Here is an 18,099-nt window from a genome sequence, read left to right on the forward strand (position 1 = left end):
CGCCGACGTTCCCGCACCGGCCCGCCGATGACCGCAACGCCCCGCCTCGCCTTCGTCGCCAGCCAGACCGCCGATGCCCAGGAGGCGCTGCAGGTGCTCGGCGCCGAGCACGGCCAGTGCGATCCGGCAGACGCCGACGTCCTGGTGCCGCTCGGTGGCGACGGCTTCATGCTGCAGACGCTGCATCGCCACGGCCATCTCGGCAAGCCGGTCTACGGCATGAAGCTGGGCACCGTGGGGTTTTTGATGAACCAGCACCGCCAGGGCGACCTGCTGGCGCGCATCGCCGCGGCCCAGCCCGCGGTGCTGCATCCGCTGGAGATGCTGGCAGAGACCGAGTCCGGCGCCACTGTCTCGTCGCTGGCCTACAACGAGGTCTCGTTGCTGCGCCAGACGCGCCAGGCCGCGCATATGCGCATCGAACTCAACGGTGTCACGCGTCTGGAGGAACTGGTCGGCGATGGCGTGATCCTGTCCACCGCCGCCGGCAGCACGGCCTACAACTTTTCCGCGCACGGCCCGATCCTGCCGCTGGGCGCGGGCATCGTCGCATTGACCCCGATCGCACCGTTCCGACCGCGTCGCTGGCGCGGCGCGATCCTGCGCGCCGAGACCGAGGTCCGCTTCCGCGTGCTCGATCCCTACAAACGGCCGGTCAGCGCGACGGCCGACTCGCACGAGGTGCGCGATGTCGTGCAGGTCACCGTGCGCGAATCCGAGCGCACGGTGACGCTGCTGTTCGACCCCGAGCACAATCTCGAGGAACGCATTCTCAGCGAGCAGTTCGTGGCGTGAGTCGTGCGGGCGCCCAGTGCGCCCACGCGGTCCGGCGAGTCCGTCCCTGGACCCGCCGGACGTGGCCTCAGCGCAGGCCCTGCTCGATCGCCCGCGTCAGCGTGCCGCTGCTGTCGTCGCCGCTGAACTCCCAGAAGAACGCGCCGCCCAGGCCCTGCGCCTTGACGTAGGCCATCTTCTCGGCGATCAGCGCCGGGTCGTCGAACGACCAGAACGTCGTGCCGTTGTAGATCCACTGCGCGCGCGCGGTCGAATCGACGAAGCGCGGCCAGCCGAGCGTCTTGAGCACCTTCCAATCCTCGATCCCGGCCTCGTACGTACCCGGCGCCGCGGTGCCGGTCTGATACAGCCCGTTGTTGGCGTTGGGGACATTGGTCCAGCCGCGCCCGTAGTAGCCGATGCCGAGGTTGAGCTTGGACGCCGGCACGCCGAGGTCCAGGAAGGCCTGGATCGCATCGTCGGTGTTGTACAGGCGCACATCGCCCGTGGACGGATCGCTCGGGGAGGCGAACAGCGCCGAGTGGTGGTTGGTGCGTGGCTCCCAGCCGCCGTGGAAGTCGTAGGTCATCACATTGATGTAGTCCAGCGACGGGTGGTAGAGGTTCGGGTCGGTGACGCGGATCTTGTCGACGCCCGCACCCACGGCCACTGTCAGCAGCAAGCCCGGCCGCACCGCATTGAGCTGGCTGCGGAATTCGGCCAGCAGCGCGGTGAAGTTCTGCCGGTCTTCCGCCGTGCCGCAGGCGATCCCGCAGGCCACCGGATACTCCCAGTCGATGTCGATGCCGTCGAACACCCCGGCCGCGGCCGCAGCACCGCCCGCACCGTCGGTGACCGGCAGGTTGCCGCGGATGTAGGCGTCGATGCACGAGGCCACAAATGCCTGCCGGTTCTCCGGTCGTGCGGCCTGCGAGAACCCACGCGACCAGGTCCAGCCGCCCAGCGAGATCAGCACTTTCAGTCCGGGATGGCGGGCCTTGAGCTTGCGCAGCTGGTTCCAGTTGCCGCGCAGCGACTGGTCCCAGGTGTCGGCGACGCCGTCGACGCTTTCGGCCGCCGAGAACGCCTTGGTGTAGTCGGCGAAGGCGTCGCCACCGGCCCCCGTGTTCGGATCGGCCGGCTGGGTGACGCCGACCTCGCAGCGGTTGTTGCGCACGTTGCCGAACGCGTAGTTGATATGCGTGAGTCGGGCGGCCGAGCCACTGGTCTCGATGTCCCGCACGCGGTAGTTGCGGCCGTAGATGCCCCACTGGGTGAAGTAGCCGATCACCCGCTTGTCGCCGCCGGCATTGGCCGCGACCGTACGCGCGACGATCTCCGGCGAGGACGCCGACGCGTTGCCGCTGCGGTCACGTGCGCGGACCCGGTAGGTGTAGGCGGTATTGGCCGACAACGGGCTGTCGGTGTAGCCGGGCGTGGTCGGCGAGCCGACGATCTGGCCATTGCGATAGACGTCGTAGCCGGCCATGCCACTGCCGCCGACGTTGTCGGTCGAGGCGGTCCAGGTCAGCGTGATGCTGGCGGCCGTCTGCTGCGTTGCCTGCAGCCCGGTCGGCACGCTGGGCGCGGTGGTGTCCGGGCCGGTGCCGCCGCCGACGGTGATCGTCACTGCGGCGGAGGTCGTTGTCGCGCCCTTGTTGTCGGTGGCCACCGCGGTCAGCACGTGCTGGCCGGCGGTCGCGTTCTGCCAGGTCAGGGCGTAGGGCGCGCTGGTGTCGGTCCCCAGCGACACCGCGCCGCGGAAGAACTGCACCGAGGCGATCGTGCCATCGTTGTCATTGGCATTGGCGGTGATCGTCACCGAGGCGCCGGTGGCGAATGTCGCCCCCTGGGCGGGCGCGGTGAGCGCCACAGTCGGTGGCTGATTGGCGGTGCCGCCGCTGCATGACCCCAGGTCCTGGTACCAGCCGCAAGAGGTGCAGTAATCGGGCGCCGCGTTCCAGATCTGGGTGCGTGCCTCGTACAGTCGGTTCTGGTAGGTCAGGCGGTCGCCCGGGTTGTAGATGGTGCTGGCGTTCCATGCGGGAACGCCCCCACAGGCGGCGGTTTGCGCCTGTGCGCTGGCGGCCATGCCGGCCGAGGCCAGCAGGCACAGCGACAGTGCGGCGAGTCTGCGATGCATCATGACGAAGTCTCCCTTTCCGATGCCGAGTGAAGCCGGCGCCCAGCCGCCGTCGGCACGCCGACAGCGGAGCGCAGCGCCGACCGGATGCCCTTTCCGCCGCCTCCTGGGATCCAGGGGGCAGCGGAAACCGGTACAAGGTCGGAGCAAGGGGATGTCGGCTGCCATGTGCGTCCTGAAAGACAACGTTGTCAATGGCAGGTGCCCGGAATGCGAAGCCAGTCACGCTTGTGCGTGTCGAGGCGGTTGGACGTCCCGGTATTCATGATGCGGTGCAGCGAATGCGTCCGCGGCTACACGGCGCGCGTTGAGACCGGGCGGGGTTCTGGCGGAGGGGCCTGCGCGCGCGGGAGGTCGGACGCCAGTTCGTGTCCCCGCCACCTCGACACGCGGGTGAGGACGCTTCTGGTTAGGGCAGGCAGGGCGGCGGGTCGGGTCGCGGCACAGGCTGGCATAATGGCGGGTCGGTCCGCGATGCCTGCGACTCGGCGGCGGGCCTGCTGTCCATCCGACGATCCCCGCTGGCGGGGCGTCGCAGTCCCTTTCGAGCTCACGCCCTGCCATGCCCGACACCTTCGTCCCCACGCTGACCGTCGCGATCTCCTCGCGGGCATTGTTCGACCTCGAGGACAGCCACACGCTGTTCGAGAGCGAGGGGATCGATGCTTACGCCGAGCACCAGCGGGCGCACGAGGACGACGTGCTGGAGCCGGGGATCGCATTTCCGCTTGTCCGCAAGTTGCTGGCGCTGAACGTGGACGCGCCGCCTGATGCGCCGCGCGTGGAGGTGATCCTGCTGTCGCGCAACTCGGCCGATACGGGCTTGCGGATCTTCAACTCGATCCAGCATCACAACCTGGGCATCATCCGCGCGACGTTCACCTCGGGCGAACCGACCTGGCCCTACATCAAGCCATTCGGCACGCAGTTGTTCCTGTCGGCCAACCCCGATTCGGTGCGACGCGCGCTGGAGAACGGCATCGCGGCGGCGACGATCATTCCGGCGCGCGCACCGGCGCATCGCAACGACCAGTTGCGGATCGCATTCGACGGCGATGCGGTGATCTTCGGCGACGAAGGCGAGCGGTTGTCGCAGGAAGGCGGGCTGGACGCGTTCCACAAGCATGAGCGCGAGCGCGCGCGCGAGGAAATGACCGGCGGCCCGTTCCGTGGGTTCCTGGCGGCGCTGCACGATCTGCAGGCGGCGTATCCGGCGGGCAAGGACGCGCCGATCCGCACCGCCCTGGTCACCGCGCGCTCGGCGCCCGCGCACGAGCGGGTCATCCGCACCCTGCGTGCCTGGGGCGTGCGCCTGGACGAGGCGCTGTTCCTGGGCGGGCGGCCGAAGGGGCCGTTCCTGGATGCGTTCGGGGCGGACATCTTCTTCGACGACTCGCAGCACAACATCGATTCGGCGCGGCCGCACGTCGCCGCCGGGCATGTGCCGCACGGCTGGTCGAACCGCTGAGCGCCGGCATGGGGCAGGGGGACGACACCGGGGCGCGGCCGTGGTGGGCGCGATGGCTGGCCCACTGGCGCGGCCGCAGTGCCCCCAAGCGGCCCTACGTGCGCCGGCACGATGGCTTCACCTCGCTGCAGTTCGTGCGCCGGCAGACGCAGAGCCGCATGGTCAGCGGCGATCCCGATCGACTGTTGGTCGACTACACGCGCACGATGTTCGCCGCGCTGTTGTGGCAGCCGGCGCCGGCGGTGCTCGGCATGGTCGGCCTGGGCGGGGGCTCGCAGGCGAAGTTCGCTTATCGCCACCTGCCGGACACGCGGATCGAGGTGGTCGAGAACAACCCGCACGTGGTCGCGCTGCGCGCGGAGTTCGGCGTGCCGGCCGACGACGCGCGGCTGGAGGTCGTGATCGATGACGGGGCGCAGTTCGTGGCGTCGCGCCGGGCGCGTTTCGACCTGTTGTTGGTCGACGGCTACGACGAACACGGCATTCCGGCAGCGCTGTCGAGTCAGGCGTTCTACGACGACTGTCGCGATGCGCTGGTCGCCGACGGTGTGCTGGCCTGCAACCTGTACGTGCGCGATCCCGACACCCATGTGGCCCGGCTGCAGCAGGCCTTCGGTCAGGCGCAGGTGTTGGTGGTCGACGAGCCGAAGATGAGTAATCGGGTTGCCTTCGCGTGGCGTGGCCCGCTGCCGGCATTCGATGCCGCGGCGCTGGTGGCGCGGGTGCCCGAACCTGTGCGTGCCTTGTTGCCGGAGGTGTTTGCGCGCATCGCCGCACGCGTGGTGCGGCACAGGACGATGGCAGCGCGCACGGCGTAGTGGGGGCAGCCCGATGCGTGGTTCATTGCCATGCGGATTCTGGACCGGGGGCGGCCTGCGTCGACATCGGAGCGGTGTCGGTCCATTCGCGCAGGCTGCCGCGTTCGTCGTGACCGGCACGGTGATTTCAATCGCCGTCAGGATCGGATAGCGTTCGCCGGCCTTCTGCCGAGATCGGGATCCCGATGAGACACGCCATGCAATGGATCTATCTCGTGCTGTGCGTGTTGGGCGCTGCGCTCCCGCTCTCTCGGTTCCTGCCGTGGCTTGCCCGGCACGGCGTCGATGTGCCGTTGTTGGTGGCGCAAGCGGTGGCCACGCCCATTGCCGCATTCGCTTGGGCGGATGTTCTGGTGTCCGGTGTTGTGGTCATCGTGCTGATCGTCGCCGAAGGGCGGCGGCTCCGGATGCGCGGGCTGTGGCTCCCACTTGGATGCCTGGCCGTCGGTCCCTCGCTTGCATTGCCTGCGTTTCTCCTGATGCGAGAGCGTCATCTGGCCGCTTGCGGACGCACGCGATAACGCAGCGTCTGGCGCGCGTGGGCGGGTCAGGCGAGGGGGCGCTTGGCGCCTGGTCGCTGTTCGGCCCGCGCGCCGTTGCGCCGCTCGTCGAAGCCGGTCAAAGTCCGAGGCTGTCTTTCGATCGGGGAAATCCGGATGCAACGTTGGATCATGGGCATCGCCTGCGCGCTGGTGCTGGCGACCGCGACGCCGGCCGTCGCCGCGCGCCAGAGCGCCGGCATGACGCTCGAACAGGTGGCGCAGACGCGGGCCGCGAACCAGGCCGCGATCAGCCCCGACGGCAGCGAAGTGGCCTACGTCCTGTCGGTGCCGCGCACGCTGGGCACCGACCCCGACGGTCCGGCGCGCAGCGAACTGCACGTGGTCGACCGTGCAGGCCACGACCGTGGCTTCGTGACTGGCCAGGTCGATGTCTCCGCGCCGCGCTGGCTGCCCGATGGGCAGTCGATCGCTTACCTGAGCAAGCGCGAAGGCGACGCGACCCGGCGGCTGTACACGATTCCGCTGCGTGGCGGCGAATCGACCGCGGTTGCGCACCTGGCCGGCGACATCAGCAGTTTCGATCTTTCGCCCGACGGCCACCGCGCCGCGCTGCTGGCGGCGCAGCCCGAGGACGCGGCGCGCAAGCAACTGCGCGAGCAGGGCTTCTCGCAGAAGGTCTACGAGGAGGACTGGCGCCCGGTCGAGGTGTGGATCGCCGAACTGGGCGGCAGCGCAGCGCCGCGCAAGCTCGCGATCGAAGGCAGCGTGCGCACCGTGCGCTGGAGCCCGGCCGGCGATCGGCTGGCGGTGGTCGTGGCCCCGCGCCAGCTCACCGACGACATGATGGTCGATGCGCGCGTGCGCATCTATTCGGCCGAGGGCCGCGAACTGGGGCGCGTGGACAACCCCGGCAAGCTCGGCGAGATCGCCTGGAGCCCGGATGGCGAACACCTGGCGATCATCTCGGCCGCCGATGCCAACGATCCGAGCGAAGGTCGGCTGACCGTGGTCGGCAAGACCGGCGGCGCGCAGCGCGACCTGCTGCCCGGGCTCGAAGGCCACGTCTGGCATGTCGGCTGGCGCGATGCGTCGACGCTGGTGTTCCTCAGCCAGGAGGGCGTGCAGAGCCGGCTGGCCGAGATCGCCGTGGACGGCACCGGCCAGCGCACCTTGCTGCCGGCCGCAGGCCCGGTGCACATGGGCCTGAGCGTAGCGCGCAACGGCGACCTCGCCCTGGTCGGCAGCACGCCGGCGCACCCGTCGGAGATCTTCCACCTGGCCGCCGGCAGCGCCGAGCCGCGACGGTTGACCGACAGCAACCCGTGGCTCGCCGATGTGCGGCTGGCGCGGCAGGAGGTCGTGCGCTACACCGCGCGCGACGGCCTGGAGTTGGAAGGCCTGCTGGTGCACCCGCTCGAGCGCCGGGGCCATGCGCGGGTGCCGCTGGTGGTGGTCGTCCACGGCGGCCCCGAGTCGCACAACGTCAACGGTTGGCTCAACAGCTACGCGCAGCCGGCGCAGACGCTGGCCGCGCAGGGCTTCGCTTCGTTCTTCCCCAACTACCGCGCCAGCACCGGCCGCGGCGTCGCGTTCTCCAAACTCGACCACGGCCGGCCGGGCATGGAAGAGTTCGACGACCTGGTCGACGGCGTGGATCATCTGGTCGACATCGGCCTGGTGGACCGCGACAAGGTCGGCATCACCGGAGGCTCGTACGGCGGCTACGCCAGCGCTTGGGGCGCCACCTACTACAGCGCGCGCTTCGCCGCGTCGGTGATGTTCGTCGGCATCTCGGATCAGGCCAGCCTGGTCACCACCGGCGACATCCCGCGCGAGCAGTACCAGGTGCACATGCAGACCTGGCCGTGGGAGAGCCCGGAGATGTACCGCCAGGCCAGTCCGATCACGCACGCGCAGAAGTCGCGCACGCCGACGCTGATCCTGCACGGCGAGGCCGACCCGCGCGTGCCGGTGATGCAGTCCTACATGCTCTACCGGTATCTCAAGCTGGCCGGCCAGGCCCCGGTGCGCCTGGTGCTGTACCCCGGCGAGGGCCACGGCAACAGCCGCGGCGCTTCGCGCTACGACTATTCGCTCCGCCTGGTGCAGTGGATGCGCCACTACCTGACCGGGCCGGGCGGCGAGCCGCCGGCCTACCAGCTCGATTACGCGCTGCCGAAGGCCGACGCCGCAGGTTGAGGCCTGCATCGATACAGCGCCCTGCCGCGGTGACGGGAGGGCGCTGCCCTGGTCTGGAGCAACCGCAGCGCATGCGCATGCCGGGCCTTCGCGCTTTCACAAGATCGTCGCTCGCGCGTCACGTCTCCTTGCCCGGCCGGTCTTTAGGGTAGGCCCCATCGCTCCACGGCCACGCGCAGTCATTGCCCGCCTGGACGATGCGGCCCGCGACCTTCCATCGCGCTCGCGCCGCGCCATCCCCTCATTCGATCGGAGACCCAAATGACCAACAAGTCCGCGCATACGCTCAACGACCTCATCGCCATCGCCCGCGACGGCAAGGATTTCTACGAGGAAGCTGCGCAGAAGGTCGATCACGCCGAGCTCAAGACGCTGTTCTCGCGCATCGCTGCGCACAAGTCGCAGCTGGTGACCGACCTGAGCGCCGCTGTACAGGCCGTCGGCGGCAAGCCGGAGACCTCGGGCACGATGGTCGGCTCGCTGCAGCAGTTCTACGGCAAGGTGCGCGCCGCGTTCGGCGACAAGGAATACGGCTACGTCGCCGAGTTGGAAGAGTCGGAAGACCGCCTGCTCGAGGCGTTCGACGAAGCCGCGCGCGATGCGGACACGCCGCCGGCCGCGCGCGACGTCGTGACCCGCCTGCTGCCGGAAGTGCGGGCGACGCACGACGAGCTGCGCGCGCGCAAGCACGCGCTCAAGGAACTCAAGGACCGCGGCTGATCGTCGGCCGGCCTTCAGGGGCCGGCCCACGCGTCCGTTTCGAGGCCCCGGCTTGCGCCGGGGCTTTTTCGTTGTGCGCGGCCGATTCTTTGCGAGCTGACCGGCGATGGGCCTCAAGCAAGCAACAGTCCGCGCAACAACAGGTCCAGTGCGTCGAGACTCCGTGCCAGTCGCGCCTGGTCGTCGCCGTCGTCGCCGGTCGCGATCCAGACCGCAGCCTCGGTCAGGCTGCCGTGGAGCAGCGCGGCCAGCGCCTGCGGGTCGGTCGTGGCGACGACGCCTTGTGCCATCAGCGATTCGAGCAGGCCCTGCATCGATGCGATGCACGCGCGCTGCGACTGCGCCGATGCGCCGCCCAGCACGATCCGGGCATCGCGCAGCACCACCTGCTGGATCTCCGGTTCCAGGGCCATCTCCAGATACGCACGGCAACGACTCGTAAGTCCTGTCCAGGGGGTGTCGGCCGATTCGGAGAGTGCGTGCAGGCGCGCGTCCATCTCGGCATCGATCTGCGCGACCACGGCGGCCAGCAGGCCAGGCTTGTCGCCGAAGTGGTGATACAGCGCGCCGCGGGTCAGGCCGGCCTGGGCGGTGAGCGCGTCCATCGAGGCCTCCGCGTAGCCGTGGTGGGCGAACGCGTCGCGGGCGGCGGCCAGCAAGGCCGCCCGGGTTTTCTCCATTTCCGCGCGGGTGCGACGCACCATCGCCATCTCCTCGATTTCGACACAACAGTATTTACATACGAAACGTATGAATATACGATTCTATTCATACGAGACGTATGCATTGTCGGCTTGACGCGCCCGCGCGGCAAGCGCATCCAGGAGGCCGGTGTTGCGCAATCCCTATGTGGAACTGTTCGCCTTGCCCGGCACCCGCGGGCTGGTGCTCGCCGGTGTGCTGGCCCGGATCCCGTTGCCGATGGCCGGCATCGGCATCATCACGATGCTGGCGCAACTGCGCGGCAGCTATGCGCTCGCAGGCGCGGTGTCGGCGGCGTTCGTGCTGACCTATGCGCTGCTGTCGCCGCAGATCTCGAGGTGGGTGGACCAATACGGACAGCGCCGCGTGTTGCCGGTCGCGAGCGCGATCAGCGTCGCCGGCTTGGGCCTGTTGATCGCAGGGTCGCACTGGCCGGCCGCCGACTGGACGCTGTTCGCCGGCGCGCTGCTGGCCGGCTGTATGCCGAGCATGTCGGCGATGGTGCGGGCGCGCTGGACGGCGATCTATCGCGGACAGCCGCGGCTGCAGACCGCGTACTCGCTGGAAACAGTGCTCGATGAGGTCGCCTTCATCGCAGGGCCACCGCTGTCGGTGGGGGTGTCGGTGGTCATCTGGCCCCAGGCCGGCCTACTGGTGGCGGCCCTGCTGCTGGCCCTGGGCACCGCGGCGCTGGTCGTGCAGCGCGGCACCGAGCCGCCGGCCGCGGGACAGGGCGGCGGCGCTGATCGCTCGGGCTCGGTGATCCGCTTGGCCGAGGTGCGCTTGCTGGCGCTGCTGCTGCTGGCGATGGGCGTCATCGTCGGCACGGTGGACATCGTGAGCGTGGCGTTCGCCGGGCAGATGGGCCAGCCCGCGGCCGCCAGCCTGGTGCTGTCGGCCTACGCCTTCGGTTCGTGTCTGGCCGGATTGCTGTTCGGCGCCGTGCGCCTGGCGATGCCGCTGCATCGGCAGTTGCTGACGGGCGGGCTGGCGACGGCCGCGACGACGATGCCGTTGTGGCTGGTCGACAGCATCGGCGCACTCGCCGGGATGGTCTTCATCGCCGGGCTTTTCTTCGCGCCCACGATGATCGTGGCCATGTCGCTGATCGAGCGCGTGGTGCCCGCGCATCGATTGACCGAAGGCATGACCTGGCTGCTGGCCGGCTTGAATGTCGGCGTGGCGCTGGGGGCGGCGGCCTCCGGACAGGTCGTCGATCACAGTGGCACGCGTGCCGGTTTCGCCGTCGGATTGGTGGCCGGCGCCGCAGTGCTGCTGTTCGCACTGTGGGGCAGCGTCCGCCTGCGCGGACGCGATGTGCAGGCCGGCGAGCTGGCATGACACGCGGGAGTGTCCGGCGCGTCGGCGTGCGGAGCTGGGCGCGTGCTGTCAGTCCAGACTGCGCAGGGCGCGGGTGCAGATACGGCGCGTGGCTTCGGTCGGCTGCCCCTGACGCCAGCGCGTGCAGAGCCCGCGGACCCAGTCGGGGCGATCCTTCGCTGCATCGTTGAGCCAGTTCGCCACCGAGTCCTGGACGTAGGTGGCGGGGTCGGCGCGGAGCGGTTCGAGCAGAGGCAGCGCGATCTGCGGCTGCTGCTTGAGGGCCGGGATATGCGCGCACCAGACACCGCGCGGGCGCAAGGCTTCGCTGGCGAAACGGCGCAGGCGTTCGGAGGGCGAGGCGGTCCACGGGGTCAGCTGCGCAATGGCCGCGTTCAGGTCCTGCGCCAGCTGCGGGCGAACCGCCATCCAGGCCCACTCGCGGACGCCGAAGTGCAGGTCGTCGGCCAACGGTCGGATCGCCTCCAGCCGGCGGGGCAGGTCGATGTCCGGCTGCTGGCCGATCATGAAACAAGCCCAGCCGCGCACGGTGTCCGAGGCATGCGCTTGGCAGTCCGCGATGCCGGCCGGCCCCAGGGCCTGCAGCAGCACCTGGGCGATCGCGCGCATGCGCTTGAGGATGCCGAGCCGGCAGGCGGCGTCCGCGTTGGTCAGGGCGTGCGGCGGCAAGCGCGGAAAGACCGTCCGCAACAGCCGGGCCTGATCGACCGCGAGACCTTCGGCCAGCGTCGCACTGGGCAGCGCGCCGAGCGACAGCGCCTCGAGCACCTCGACAGGGATGTCGGATGCGCGGATGGCGCCCGTGCGCCGGGCCGATGCGCTCATTGTGCTGCCGCCTGCAGGGCAGGGGGCAACCGCATCGCGACCTTGTCCAGCAGTGTCGCCAGTTGGGTGCGCTCGGCTGGGTTCAATCCGCCGAACAGACTGGCGATCCACCGCGTATGCGCATCGAACACACGGCGCGCCCGCTGCTTGCCCTGACGGGTGAGATGGATGCGCAGCGCGCGGCGATCATGGGGATCGGCCCTGCGCTCGATGAGGCCCTCGCGCGCCAGGCCGTCGAGCAGCCCGGTCACCGTGGCGCGGGTGACCCCCGCACGTTCGGCAAGCGCGTGCGGGGCCAGTCCTTCGCCGGCTTCGAGCAGGAAGAGCATCACAAAGCGCCCTTCCGACAATCCGTAGGGCGCCAGCAGCGCGGCGCAATCGCGATCGATGGCCGCGGCCAGCGACAGCGTCCGGAAGCACAGGGCCATGCCGTCGACGTCCGGGAGTTGCCGTTGTTCGGCTTGCTGCAACAACGCGCGGTACTTCTGTTCCAACTCCATGTGTTGCCGCCATATGATGTGGCGCCTAATCGTATCCTCGATGTGTCGATCTGTCCAATCGCGCCAGGGTCGCGCGGGGGCGGTGACGTAGGGCGCGTCGCGCGTCCAGGCACGACGCACGCGTTGACATTGCGTTAATGAACGATAATCATTCTCGAATTCGGCGTGCCCTCTGGGCGCCGATCACCGCAGTCGCCACCCGTGCGCAACCGCTCGCACCGGCCAGCCCTCCCTGCCACCCGTCGCGCCGCTTCCGGCGCGCGACGCATGCCGTCTTTTGCCCGTCGTCCAAGGAACCCCCATGTCCCGTTGTACCGCTCGACTTGTCCGCTCCACTGCCTCGTCTCCTGTGTTCGGCTGTGCCGTCCCCGCGACGGCGGCGCCGCTCGCCCGTCGTCCATTGGCGCTGGCGCTCGGTCTGCTCGTGGCAGCCGCGCCGATCCTGGTGCAAGCCGAGGACAACGACAGCGGCCGCTACGCGGATGCGACCTCGCTCGACCAGGTCAATGTGCACGGCACGCGCTACGCGGCCGGCATCAAGCAGGCGGTGGATCTGAAGGACATTCCACAGACGATCTCGGTGATCTCGCGTGAGCAGATCGAACTGCGCAACCTCTACACGCTCGAGGACGCGTTGATGCAGACGCCCGGCATCACGGTGACCGGCGTCAGCTCCGAAGGACAGACCTACATCTCGCGCGGCTTCAACATCAGCACCTACCTCATCGACGGCGTGCCGTCGACCGGCTACCCCGGACCGCGGCCCGACCTGACCGTGTACGAGAGCGTCGAAGTCCTGCGCGGGGCGTCGAGCCTGTTTTCCGGTGCCGCGCAGCCTGGCGGCGCGATCAACCTGGTGCGCAAGCGCCCGCAACGCACGTTCCACGCCAGCGGCGCGCTGCTGGCAGGCAGCTGGGACAATACCCGCGCCGAGATCGACGTCGGCGGACCGCTGGTCGAAGGCGGACAACTGCGCGGCCGTTTTGCCGCCTCCGCGCACGAATCGGACATGTTCTACGACGTCGGCCGCCGCGAACGCTATGTCGCCTACGGCGTGACCTCGCTGGATCTGGGCGACGCCGCGACGCTGACCGTCGGCGCGCACTATCAGGACTATCTGGCGCCAATCCAGACCGGTCTGCCGGGCTATGTGGGCGGCGGCCTGCTGCCCGTGCGGCGTTCGACCTATCTGGGGGCCGACTGGAACGCGCTCGACAGCCAGAGCATCGTCGGCTTCGCCGAACTCGACTGGCGTCTGGGCGAGGACTGGCATGCCAAGGCCACGTTCCAGCGCGCCCGCGACGACTCGGAGAACTACTACGCCTACATCGGCAACGGCGCGGTCCGCCCGGACAACGGCTGGGTCAACCAGATCGCCTACTACGGCGACACGACCGAACGCTGGACCAGCGTGGACGTCAATGTCGGCGGCGCGTTCGACCTGTTCGGCCGCGAGCATGACGTGCTGATCGGCGCGGATCTGCAAAAGAGCGACTACAGCTACGTCGAATGGCGCGACAGCGCGTTCGCACGCATCGACGTGTTCAATCCGGACACCGCGATCCCGCGCCCCGGCTATCAGCCCAACAGCGGCGGCCTGAGCAAGACCCGCCAGTGGGGCGTGTACGGTCATGCCAATCTGAGCCTGAGCGAGCGCCTGAACCTGTTGGCCGGCGCGCGCCTGAGCCAGTGGCAGATCCAGGCGCGCAACGGCTTCACTCGCGACCGTCCCAGCCTGACCAATCCGCAGCCGGTGCGTCTGGGCCCCTGGACGGAGAATCGCATGCCGTCGGAAGTCACGCCCTTCGCGGGCCTGACCTACGATCTGAGCGGGGAATGGACGGTCTACGGCAGCTACGTCGAAAGCCTGCAGCCGCAAGAGCGCCGTACCGCCGATGGCCGGCTGATCGATCCCTCGCGCGGCGAGCAGTGGGAAGGTGGCGTCAAGGGGGCGCTGATGGACGGCCGCCTGCTGCTCAGCGCCGCCGCCTATCGCATCGATCAGGTCGGTCGCGCGCAACCTGACCCGGACAACGAGGGCTTCTACGTCGCCGAGGGCGAGGTCGAGTCCAAGGGTGTCGAGCTGGAAGCCAACGGCCGGATCACCGAGAACTGGTCGATCTTCGGCGGCTACGCCTACAACACCAACGCCTATGCCAAGGACAGTACCAACGAGAACCGGCCGTTCACGCGGATCTCGCCCAAGCATGGCCTGAAGCTGTTCACCCATTACGACGTGACCGCCGGTGCACTCGCAGGCCTGCAACTGGGCGCAGGCGTGAATTGGTACTCGCCGGTGGAAGGCGGCAACGCCTACGCGGCGGTGCCGACCGTGGTGCGGCAGGGCGGCTACGCCGTCGTCGATGCACTGGTCGGCTACCGGGTGCGCGACAACCTCACTGTGCGCCTGAATGTCGGCAACCTGTTCGACAAGGTCTACTACACTCGGATCTCCGCCACCGGCCGCGGCAATTTCTACGGCGAACCGCGCAACGTGACCCTGTCGCTGCGCACGACGTTCTGATCCCGCGCGGCGTGTCGGGCGGGCCCGTGCCCCCACCCGACACGCTGCGCGTGTCGACCTCCCCCGCGTGCGGGGGAGGTGAGGACCCGCACTGCGCAGAGTGCCGCCAGTTGGTGGACCTCCCCCGCGTACGGGGGAGGTGATCCCGCGCGATGACGGCTTTGAGCTGCTTCCCCCGGCTTACGGAGCATTGCGCCCTTTACGGGTGGAAGGTTGGGATGGGGGCCTTTTTCCGCGACGAGCCTGTGCCCCAACCGACACGCCGGCGCGTGTCCAATGCCGCCGCAGGCAGGGAGAGGTGACGCGCACAGCCGGCATCTTTGCAAGCCATGGCCAGTCCTGCACAGAATGCCGGCTCTCCCCGCGCCGCCTTCACCATGTCCCCGACGCCGCCCAACTCGAAAGGCCGTGTGCTGTTTGCAAGCCTGATCGGCACGACCATCGAGTTCTTCGACTTCTACATCTATGCCACCGCGGCCGTGCTGGTGTTCCCGGCGCTGTTCTTCCCCGACGCCGATCCCGCCGCGGCGACGCTGCAGTCGCTCGCCACCTTCGCGCTGGCGTTCATCGCCCGCCCGATAGGATCGGCGGTCTTCGGCCACTACGGCGACCGCATCGGCCGCAAGGCCACGCTCGTGGCCGCGCTGTTGACGATGGGCATTTCCACCGTCGTCATCGGCCTGCTCCCCACCCACGCCCAGATCGGCATCGCCGCGCCGATCGCGCTCGCGCTGTGCCGTTTCGGTCAGGGGTTGGGCCTGGGCGGCGAGTGGGGCGGGGCGGTGCTGCTGGCGACCGAGAATGCACCGCCCGGCAAGCGCGCCTGGTACGGCATGTTCCCGCAACTCGGCGCGCCGCTGGGCTTCTTCCTGTCGACGTCCACCTTCCTGCTGCTCGGCCGGCTGATGGACGAGTCGGCGTTCCTGGCCTGGGGCTGGCGCATTCCGTTCCTGGCCAGCGCCCTGCTGGTGCTCGTCGGCCTGTGGGTGCGCCTGCGCATCACCGAGACGCCCGACTTCCAGCGTGTGCTCGACGGTCATGCGCGAGTGCGCCTGCCGATGCGCGAGGTGCTGCTGCGCCATGGGCGCGGCGTGCTGCTGGGCACGCTGCTCGCGCTGGCCACGTTCGTGCTGTTCTACCTGATGACGGTCTTCGCGCTGAGCTGGGGGACCGCGCGGCTCGGTTACACCCGCGAGCAGTTCCTGCTGCTGCAACTGGTCGGCGTCCTGTGTTTCGCTGCGACGATTCCAGTGTCGGCGCTGTATGCCGACCGCGTCGGCCGTCGCCGCACGATGATCCTGGCCAGCATCGCCATCGCCCTGTTCGGCCTGGGCTTTGCGCCGTTGTTCGTCGCCGGCAGCTCCGGTGCCACGCTCGCGTTCCTGATGATCGGCTTGGGGCTGATGGGCCTGACCTATGGCCCGGTCGGCACGCTGCTGGCCGAGCTGTTTCCCGCCACGGTCCGCTACACCGGCGCCTCGCTGGCGTTCAACCTGGCCGGCATCTTCGGCGCCTCGCTTGCGCCGTATCTGGCGACCTGGCTGGGCGGTCGCTTCGGCCTGCACGCAGTCGGTGCCTACCTCGCGGTGGCGGCGCTGTTGAGCCTGGGTGCGCTGCTGGCCTTGCCGCGCGACCGCCCGGCGGCATGAGCGCGCGCAGGCTCGGGCCGCGGCACGTAGACTGATCCGCCGCCCTGCCGGAGCTCCGCATGAACATCTGGCTGCTGTCCAGCATCGCGCTCGCCGCGATCGTGGGGATGGCGCTGCCGCTGCAGGCCTTGCTCAATGCGCGCCTGGGCGCGCTGACCCACGGGGCGCTGTTCGCGTCCTTCGTCTCGTTCGCCGTCGGCACCTGCGCGCTCGGGCTGGCCCTGGCGGCCAGCCGCACGCCCTGGCCGACGCTGCGCGAGCTGGCCGCGCTGCCGCCGTGGCTGTGGTTGGGCGGGCTGATCGGTGCGGTGTTCGTGTTCAGTGGCACCTTGCTGGTGCCACGGCTCGGCGCGGCCGGCATGATCTGCCTGATCGTGGCCGGGCAACTGGTCGGCTCGCTGCTGGTCGATCATTTCGGCGTGCTCTCGCAGCCGCGCCCGATCGATGCGATGCGGGTCGTGGGCGCGGTGCTGGTGGGCATCGGTGCGCTGCTGGTGGTGCGGCCGTGGCGGGTGGCGACATGACCCGGCCGGGACCGATCGCGTTGCCGGCACCGATGCGCGCTGCGCTGGAGGCGGCCTACGCCACGCCACCGCGCGCCTATCACAACCTCGAGCATGTGGCCGAGCTGCTGCGCCACTACGATGCCGTCGCCGCGGCCGAGGGCTGGGCGCAGCCGGTCGAGGTGTGGCTGGCGGTGCTCTACCACGACGCGATCTACGAGGCCGGCCGCAGTGACAACGAGGCACGCTCGGCGCAATTGGCGGCCGACGCGATCGCGCGCTGGCTGCCCGAGGCGGGCGTCGATGTCGCGCGCGTGGTCGAGCTGATCGAGCTCACCGCGCGCCACGGCAGCCTCGCGCCGGACGACTTCTCGCATGACGCGCAGGGCGACGACACCCGGCGCTTCCTCGACTGCGACATGGCCATTCTCGGCGCCGATCCCGCCGCGTTCGATGCCTACGATCGTGGCATCGCGTCCGAGTACCGCCATGTGCCGCGCTGGCTGTATGCGCTCAACCGTCGACGCTTTCTCAAGGCGTTGTTGGCGCGCGACCGGCTGTATCTCGACGACGGCTTCCATGCGCGCCTGGATACCCAGGCGCGCCACAACCTGCGTCGCGCGGTGACGACCAAACGCTGAGGCCGGGCTATCATCGGCGCACGCTGCCGCCGTCCCCGTTTTCTCCGATCGCCATGGCCAAACTGCTGCTCAACCTGCGCTACGTGCCCGAGGACGAGGCCGCCGACGTGCGCGCCTTCCTCGACGAGGCCCGCATCGACTGGTACCAGACCCGGCCCAGCCCGTTCGGGATCTCGCAGGGCGGTATCTGGCTGCGTGACAACGACGACCTGCCGCGCGCCAAGGCGCTGATGGCCGACTACCAGGCCAAGCGCCAGGCACGCGCGCGTGCCGACCAGGCGCAGGCCGAGCGCGATGGGACCGCCGAGACCTTCGCCGACATCATGCGGGCCAACCCGCTGCGCGTGGCACTGATCGTCGCCGCGATCGTGGCGCTGATCGGGCTGATGGCGGTGCCCGGGTACATGCTCTCGCGCTGAGCCCACGTCACGCCGGGGCGACGTCGGGCACTGCAAGCTCGCGACCGTCCCGTCGTCGTCCTGGCCGGCATCGCTGCCGGCGGACGGGGACGGGCGACCCTTCGCACTCGATGAGCGCATCGCCATGTCCGGTACGCCGACCCGCGCGCAGCCCAAGCCCAAGACCAAACCCTGGACGCGGCCGAATCCGAAGCCGCAGTCCGCACGGACCCGGTTGAGCACGGCGCAGAAGAACGCAGCGCAGCAGCGTGCCGACGAGAACGGCCGGCGTTATCCCAACCTCGTCGACAACATGTGGGCCAGTCGCCATCTCGCGAAGGACGGCTCGCCGAAAGCGTGAGCGCGGTCGGGCAGGCATGACCATCGGCAC

The 18,099-nt window shown here is 69.5% G+C and carries 17 protein-coding genes; 13 read left to right on the top strand and 4 right to left on the bottom strand.

Going from position 1 to position 18,099, the window contains the following annotated elements; translation table 11 throughout:
- Nucleotides 1–27 precede the first annotated feature (27 nt).
- Entirely contained in the window at nucleotides 28–795 is a 768-nt protein-coding gene (locus tag ABE488_RS06005) for an NAD kinase (protein ID WP_346447490.1), read from the top strand.
- A gap of 67 nt (nucleotides 796–862) precedes the next feature.
- Here the strand turns inward: ABE488_RS06005 and ABE488_RS06010 are convergent, their stop codons facing one another.
- Nucleotides 863–2,920, bottom strand: coding sequence for a glycosyl hydrolase family 18 protein (locus ABE488_RS06010; RefSeq protein ID WP_346447491.1), 2,058 nt, complete (start codon nucleotides 2,918–2,920; stop codon nucleotides 863–865).
- A gap of 559 nt (nucleotides 2,921–3,479) precedes the next feature.
- Here ABE488_RS06010 and ABE488_RS06015 point away from each other — a divergent pair.
- The 5 genes from ABE488_RS06015 to ABE488_RS06035 all read left to right on the top strand — a co-directional run bounded on the left by ABE488_RS06015 (nucleotide 3,480) and on the right by ABE488_RS06035 (nucleotide 8,625).
- On the top strand, nucleotides 3,480–4,385 hold the full coding sequence (locus ABE488_RS06015; protein WP_241943588.1) for a 5'-nucleotidase: 906 nt from the start codon (nucleotides 3,480–3,482) through the stop codon (nucleotides 4,383–4,385).
- Between the two features lie 8 nt (nucleotides 4,386–4,393).
- A complete protein-coding gene (locus ABE488_RS06020; RefSeq protein WP_346447492.1) occupies nucleotides 4,394–5,203 on the top strand; it encodes a transferase in 810 nt (269 codons plus the stop codon).
- Between the two features lie 197 nt (nucleotides 5,204–5,400).
- Complete coding sequence (locus ABE488_RS06025; RefSeq protein WP_346447493.1) at nucleotides 5,401–5,724, top strand: DUF2834 domain-containing protein; 324 nt, start codon at nucleotides 5,401–5,403, stop codon at nucleotides 5,722–5,724.
- A 135-nt stretch (nucleotides 5,725–5,859) separates the two neighbouring features.
- Nucleotides 5,860–7,905, top strand: coding sequence for a S9 family peptidase (locus ABE488_RS06030; RefSeq protein WP_346447494.1), 2,046 nt, complete (start codon nucleotides 5,860–5,862; stop codon nucleotides 7,903–7,905).
- A 261-nt stretch (nucleotides 7,906–8,166) separates the two neighbouring features.
- Nucleotides 8,167–8,625: a PA2169 family four-helix-bundle protein gene (locus ABE488_RS06035; RefSeq protein ID WP_346444670.1), complete on the top strand. Its 459-nt coding sequence runs from the start codon at nucleotides 8,167–8,169 to the stop codon at nucleotides 8,623–8,625.
- A gap of 113 nt (nucleotides 8,626–8,738) precedes the next feature.
- Here the strand turns inward: ABE488_RS06035 and ABE488_RS06040 are convergent, their stop codons facing one another.
- Nucleotides 8,739–9,329 (bottom strand): TetR/AcrR family transcriptional regulator, encoded by a 591-nt coding sequence (locus ABE488_RS06040; RefSeq protein WP_346447495.1) that lies wholly within the window; start codon nucleotides 9,327–9,329, stop codon nucleotides 8,739–8,741.
- Nucleotides 9,330–9,459: 130 nt separating this feature from the next.
- Between ABE488_RS06040 and ABE488_RS06045 the strand changes: the two genes are divergently transcribed.
- Nucleotides 9,460–10,668 (top strand): MFS transporter, encoded by a 1,209-nt coding sequence (locus ABE488_RS06045; RefSeq protein ID WP_346447496.1) that lies wholly within the window; start codon nucleotides 9,460–9,462, stop codon nucleotides 10,666–10,668.
- Between the two features lie 48 nt (nucleotides 10,669–10,716).
- Here ABE488_RS06045 and ABE488_RS06050 read toward each other — a convergent pair whose 3' ends face one another.
- Nucleotides 10,717–11,493 (bottom strand): DNA alkylation repair protein, encoded by a 777-nt coding sequence (locus ABE488_RS06050; protein ID WP_346444664.1) that lies wholly within the window; start codon nucleotides 11,491–11,493, stop codon nucleotides 10,717–10,719.
- Nucleotides 11,490–11,993, bottom strand: a complete 504-nt coding sequence (locus ABE488_RS06055; RefSeq protein ID WP_346444662.1) for a MarR family transcriptional regulator — start codon at nucleotides 11,991–11,993, stop codon at nucleotides 11,490–11,492. Before ABE488_RS06055 ends, ABE488_RS06050 begins: the two co-directional genes overlap by 4 nt.
- A 301-nt stretch (nucleotides 11,994–12,294) precedes the next feature.
- Here ABE488_RS06055 and ABE488_RS06060 point away from each other — a divergent pair, with 301 nt between their 5' ends.
- The 6 genes from ABE488_RS06060 to ABE488_RS06085 all read left to right on the top strand — a co-directional run bounded on the left by ABE488_RS06060 (nucleotide 12,295) and on the right by ABE488_RS06085 (nucleotide 18,069).
- Nucleotides 12,295–14,517 carry a TonB-dependent siderophore receptor gene (locus ABE488_RS06060; protein ID WP_346447497.1) on the top strand — a complete coding sequence of 741 codons (2,223 nt, stop codon included), beginning with the start codon at nucleotides 12,295–12,297 and terminating at the stop codon, nucleotides 14,515–14,517.
- Between the two features lie 377 nt (nucleotides 14,518–14,894).
- A complete protein-coding gene (locus ABE488_RS06065) occupies nucleotides 14,895–16,166 on the top strand; it encodes an MFS transporter (protein ID WP_346447498.1) in 1,272 nt (423 codons plus the stop codon).
- Nucleotides 16,167–16,225: 59 nt separating this feature from the next.
- On the top strand, nucleotides 16,226–16,690 hold the full coding sequence (locus ABE488_RS06070; RefSeq protein ID WP_346447499.1) for a DMT family transporter: 465 nt from the start codon (nucleotides 16,226–16,228) through the stop codon (nucleotides 16,688–16,690).
- Entirely contained in the window at nucleotides 16,687–17,310 is a 624-nt protein-coding gene (locus ABE488_RS06075; protein ID WP_346444654.1) for a hypothetical protein, read from the top strand. The genes ABE488_RS06070 and ABE488_RS06075 overlap by 4 nt, the downstream gene beginning before the upstream one ends.
- 53 nt (nucleotides 17,311–17,363) lie before the next feature.
- Nucleotides 17,364–17,729: a DUF6164 family protein gene (locus ABE488_RS06080; RefSeq protein ID WP_346444653.1), complete on the top strand. Its 366-nt coding sequence runs from the start codon at nucleotides 17,364–17,366 to the stop codon at nucleotides 17,727–17,729.
- 124 nt (nucleotides 17,730–17,853) lie between these two features.
- Nucleotides 17,854–18,069: a hypothetical protein gene (locus tag ABE488_RS06085; protein ID WP_346447500.1), complete on the top strand. Its 216-nt coding sequence runs from the start codon at nucleotides 17,854–17,856 to the stop codon at nucleotides 18,067–18,069.
- The last annotated feature ends 30 nt before the right edge of the window (nucleotides 18,070–18,099 follow it).

The organism is Luteimonas sp. TWI662 (genome assembly GCF_039673825.1).
Lineage (GTDB): Bacteria > Pseudomonadota > Gammaproteobacteria > Xanthomonadales > Xanthomonadaceae > Luteimonas.

Excerpts from the sequence above, each read along its gene's own strand:
- ABE488_RS06005 (WP_346447490.1), top strand. The coding sequence starts at position 28 with ATGACCGCAACGCCCCGCCTCGCCTTCGTCGCCAGCCAGACCGCCGAT.
- ABE488_RS06085 (WP_346447500.1), top strand. The coding sequence starts at position 17,854 with ATGTCCGGTACGCCGACCCGCGCGCAGCCCAAGCCCAAGACCAAACCC.
- ABE488_RS06080 (WP_346444653.1), top strand. The coding sequence starts at position 17,364 with ATGGCCAAACTGCTGCTCAACCTGCGCTACGTGCCCGAGGACGAGGCC.
- ABE488_RS06050 (WP_346444664.1), bottom strand. The coding sequence starts at position 11,493 with ATGAGCGCATCGGCCCGGCGCACGGGCGCCATCCGCGCATCCGACATC.
- ABE488_RS06030 (WP_346447494.1), top strand. The coding sequence starts at position 5,860 with ATGCAACGTTGGATCATGGGCATCGCCTGCGCGCTGGTGCTGGCGACC.
- ABE488_RS06055 (WP_346444662.1), bottom strand. The coding sequence starts at position 11,993 with ATGGAGTTGGAACAGAAGTACCGCGCGTTGTTGCAGCAAGCCGAACAA.
- ABE488_RS06025 (WP_346447493.1), top strand. The coding sequence starts at position 5,401 with ATGCAATGGATCTATCTCGTGCTGTGCGTGTTGGGCGCTGCGCTCCCG.
- ABE488_RS06060 (WP_346447497.1), top strand. The coding sequence starts at position 12,295 with ATGTCCCGTTGTACCGCTCGACTTGTCCGCTCCACTGCCTCGTCTCCT.
- ABE488_RS06065 (WP_346447498.1), top strand. The coding sequence starts at position 14,895 with ATGTCCCCGACGCCGCCCAACTCGAAAGGCCGTGTGCTGTTTGCAAGC.
- ABE488_RS06035 (WP_346444670.1), top strand. The coding sequence starts at position 8,167 with ATGACCAACAAGTCCGCGCATACGCTCAACGACCTCATCGCCATCGCC.
- ABE488_RS06040 (WP_346447495.1), bottom strand. The coding sequence starts at position 9,329 with ATGGTGCGTCGCACCCGCGCGGAAATGGAGAAAACCCGGGCGGCCTTG.
- ABE488_RS06075 (WP_346444654.1), top strand. The coding sequence starts at position 16,687 with ATGACCCGGCCGGGACCGATCGCGTTGCCGGCACCGATGCGCGCTGCG.
- ABE488_RS06010 (WP_346447491.1), bottom strand. The coding sequence starts at position 2,920 with ATGATGCATCGCAGACTCGCCGCACTGTCGCTGTGCCTGCTGGCCTCG.
- ABE488_RS06070 (WP_346447499.1), top strand. The coding sequence starts at position 16,226 with ATGAACATCTGGCTGCTGTCCAGCATCGCGCTCGCCGCGATCGTGGGG.
- ABE488_RS06020 (WP_346447492.1), top strand. The coding sequence starts at position 4,394 with ATGGGGCAGGGGGACGACACCGGGGCGCGGCCGTGGTGGGCGCGATGG.
- ABE488_RS06015 (WP_241943588.1), top strand. The coding sequence starts at position 3,480 with ATGCCCGACACCTTCGTCCCCACGCTGACCGTCGCGATCTCCTCGCGG.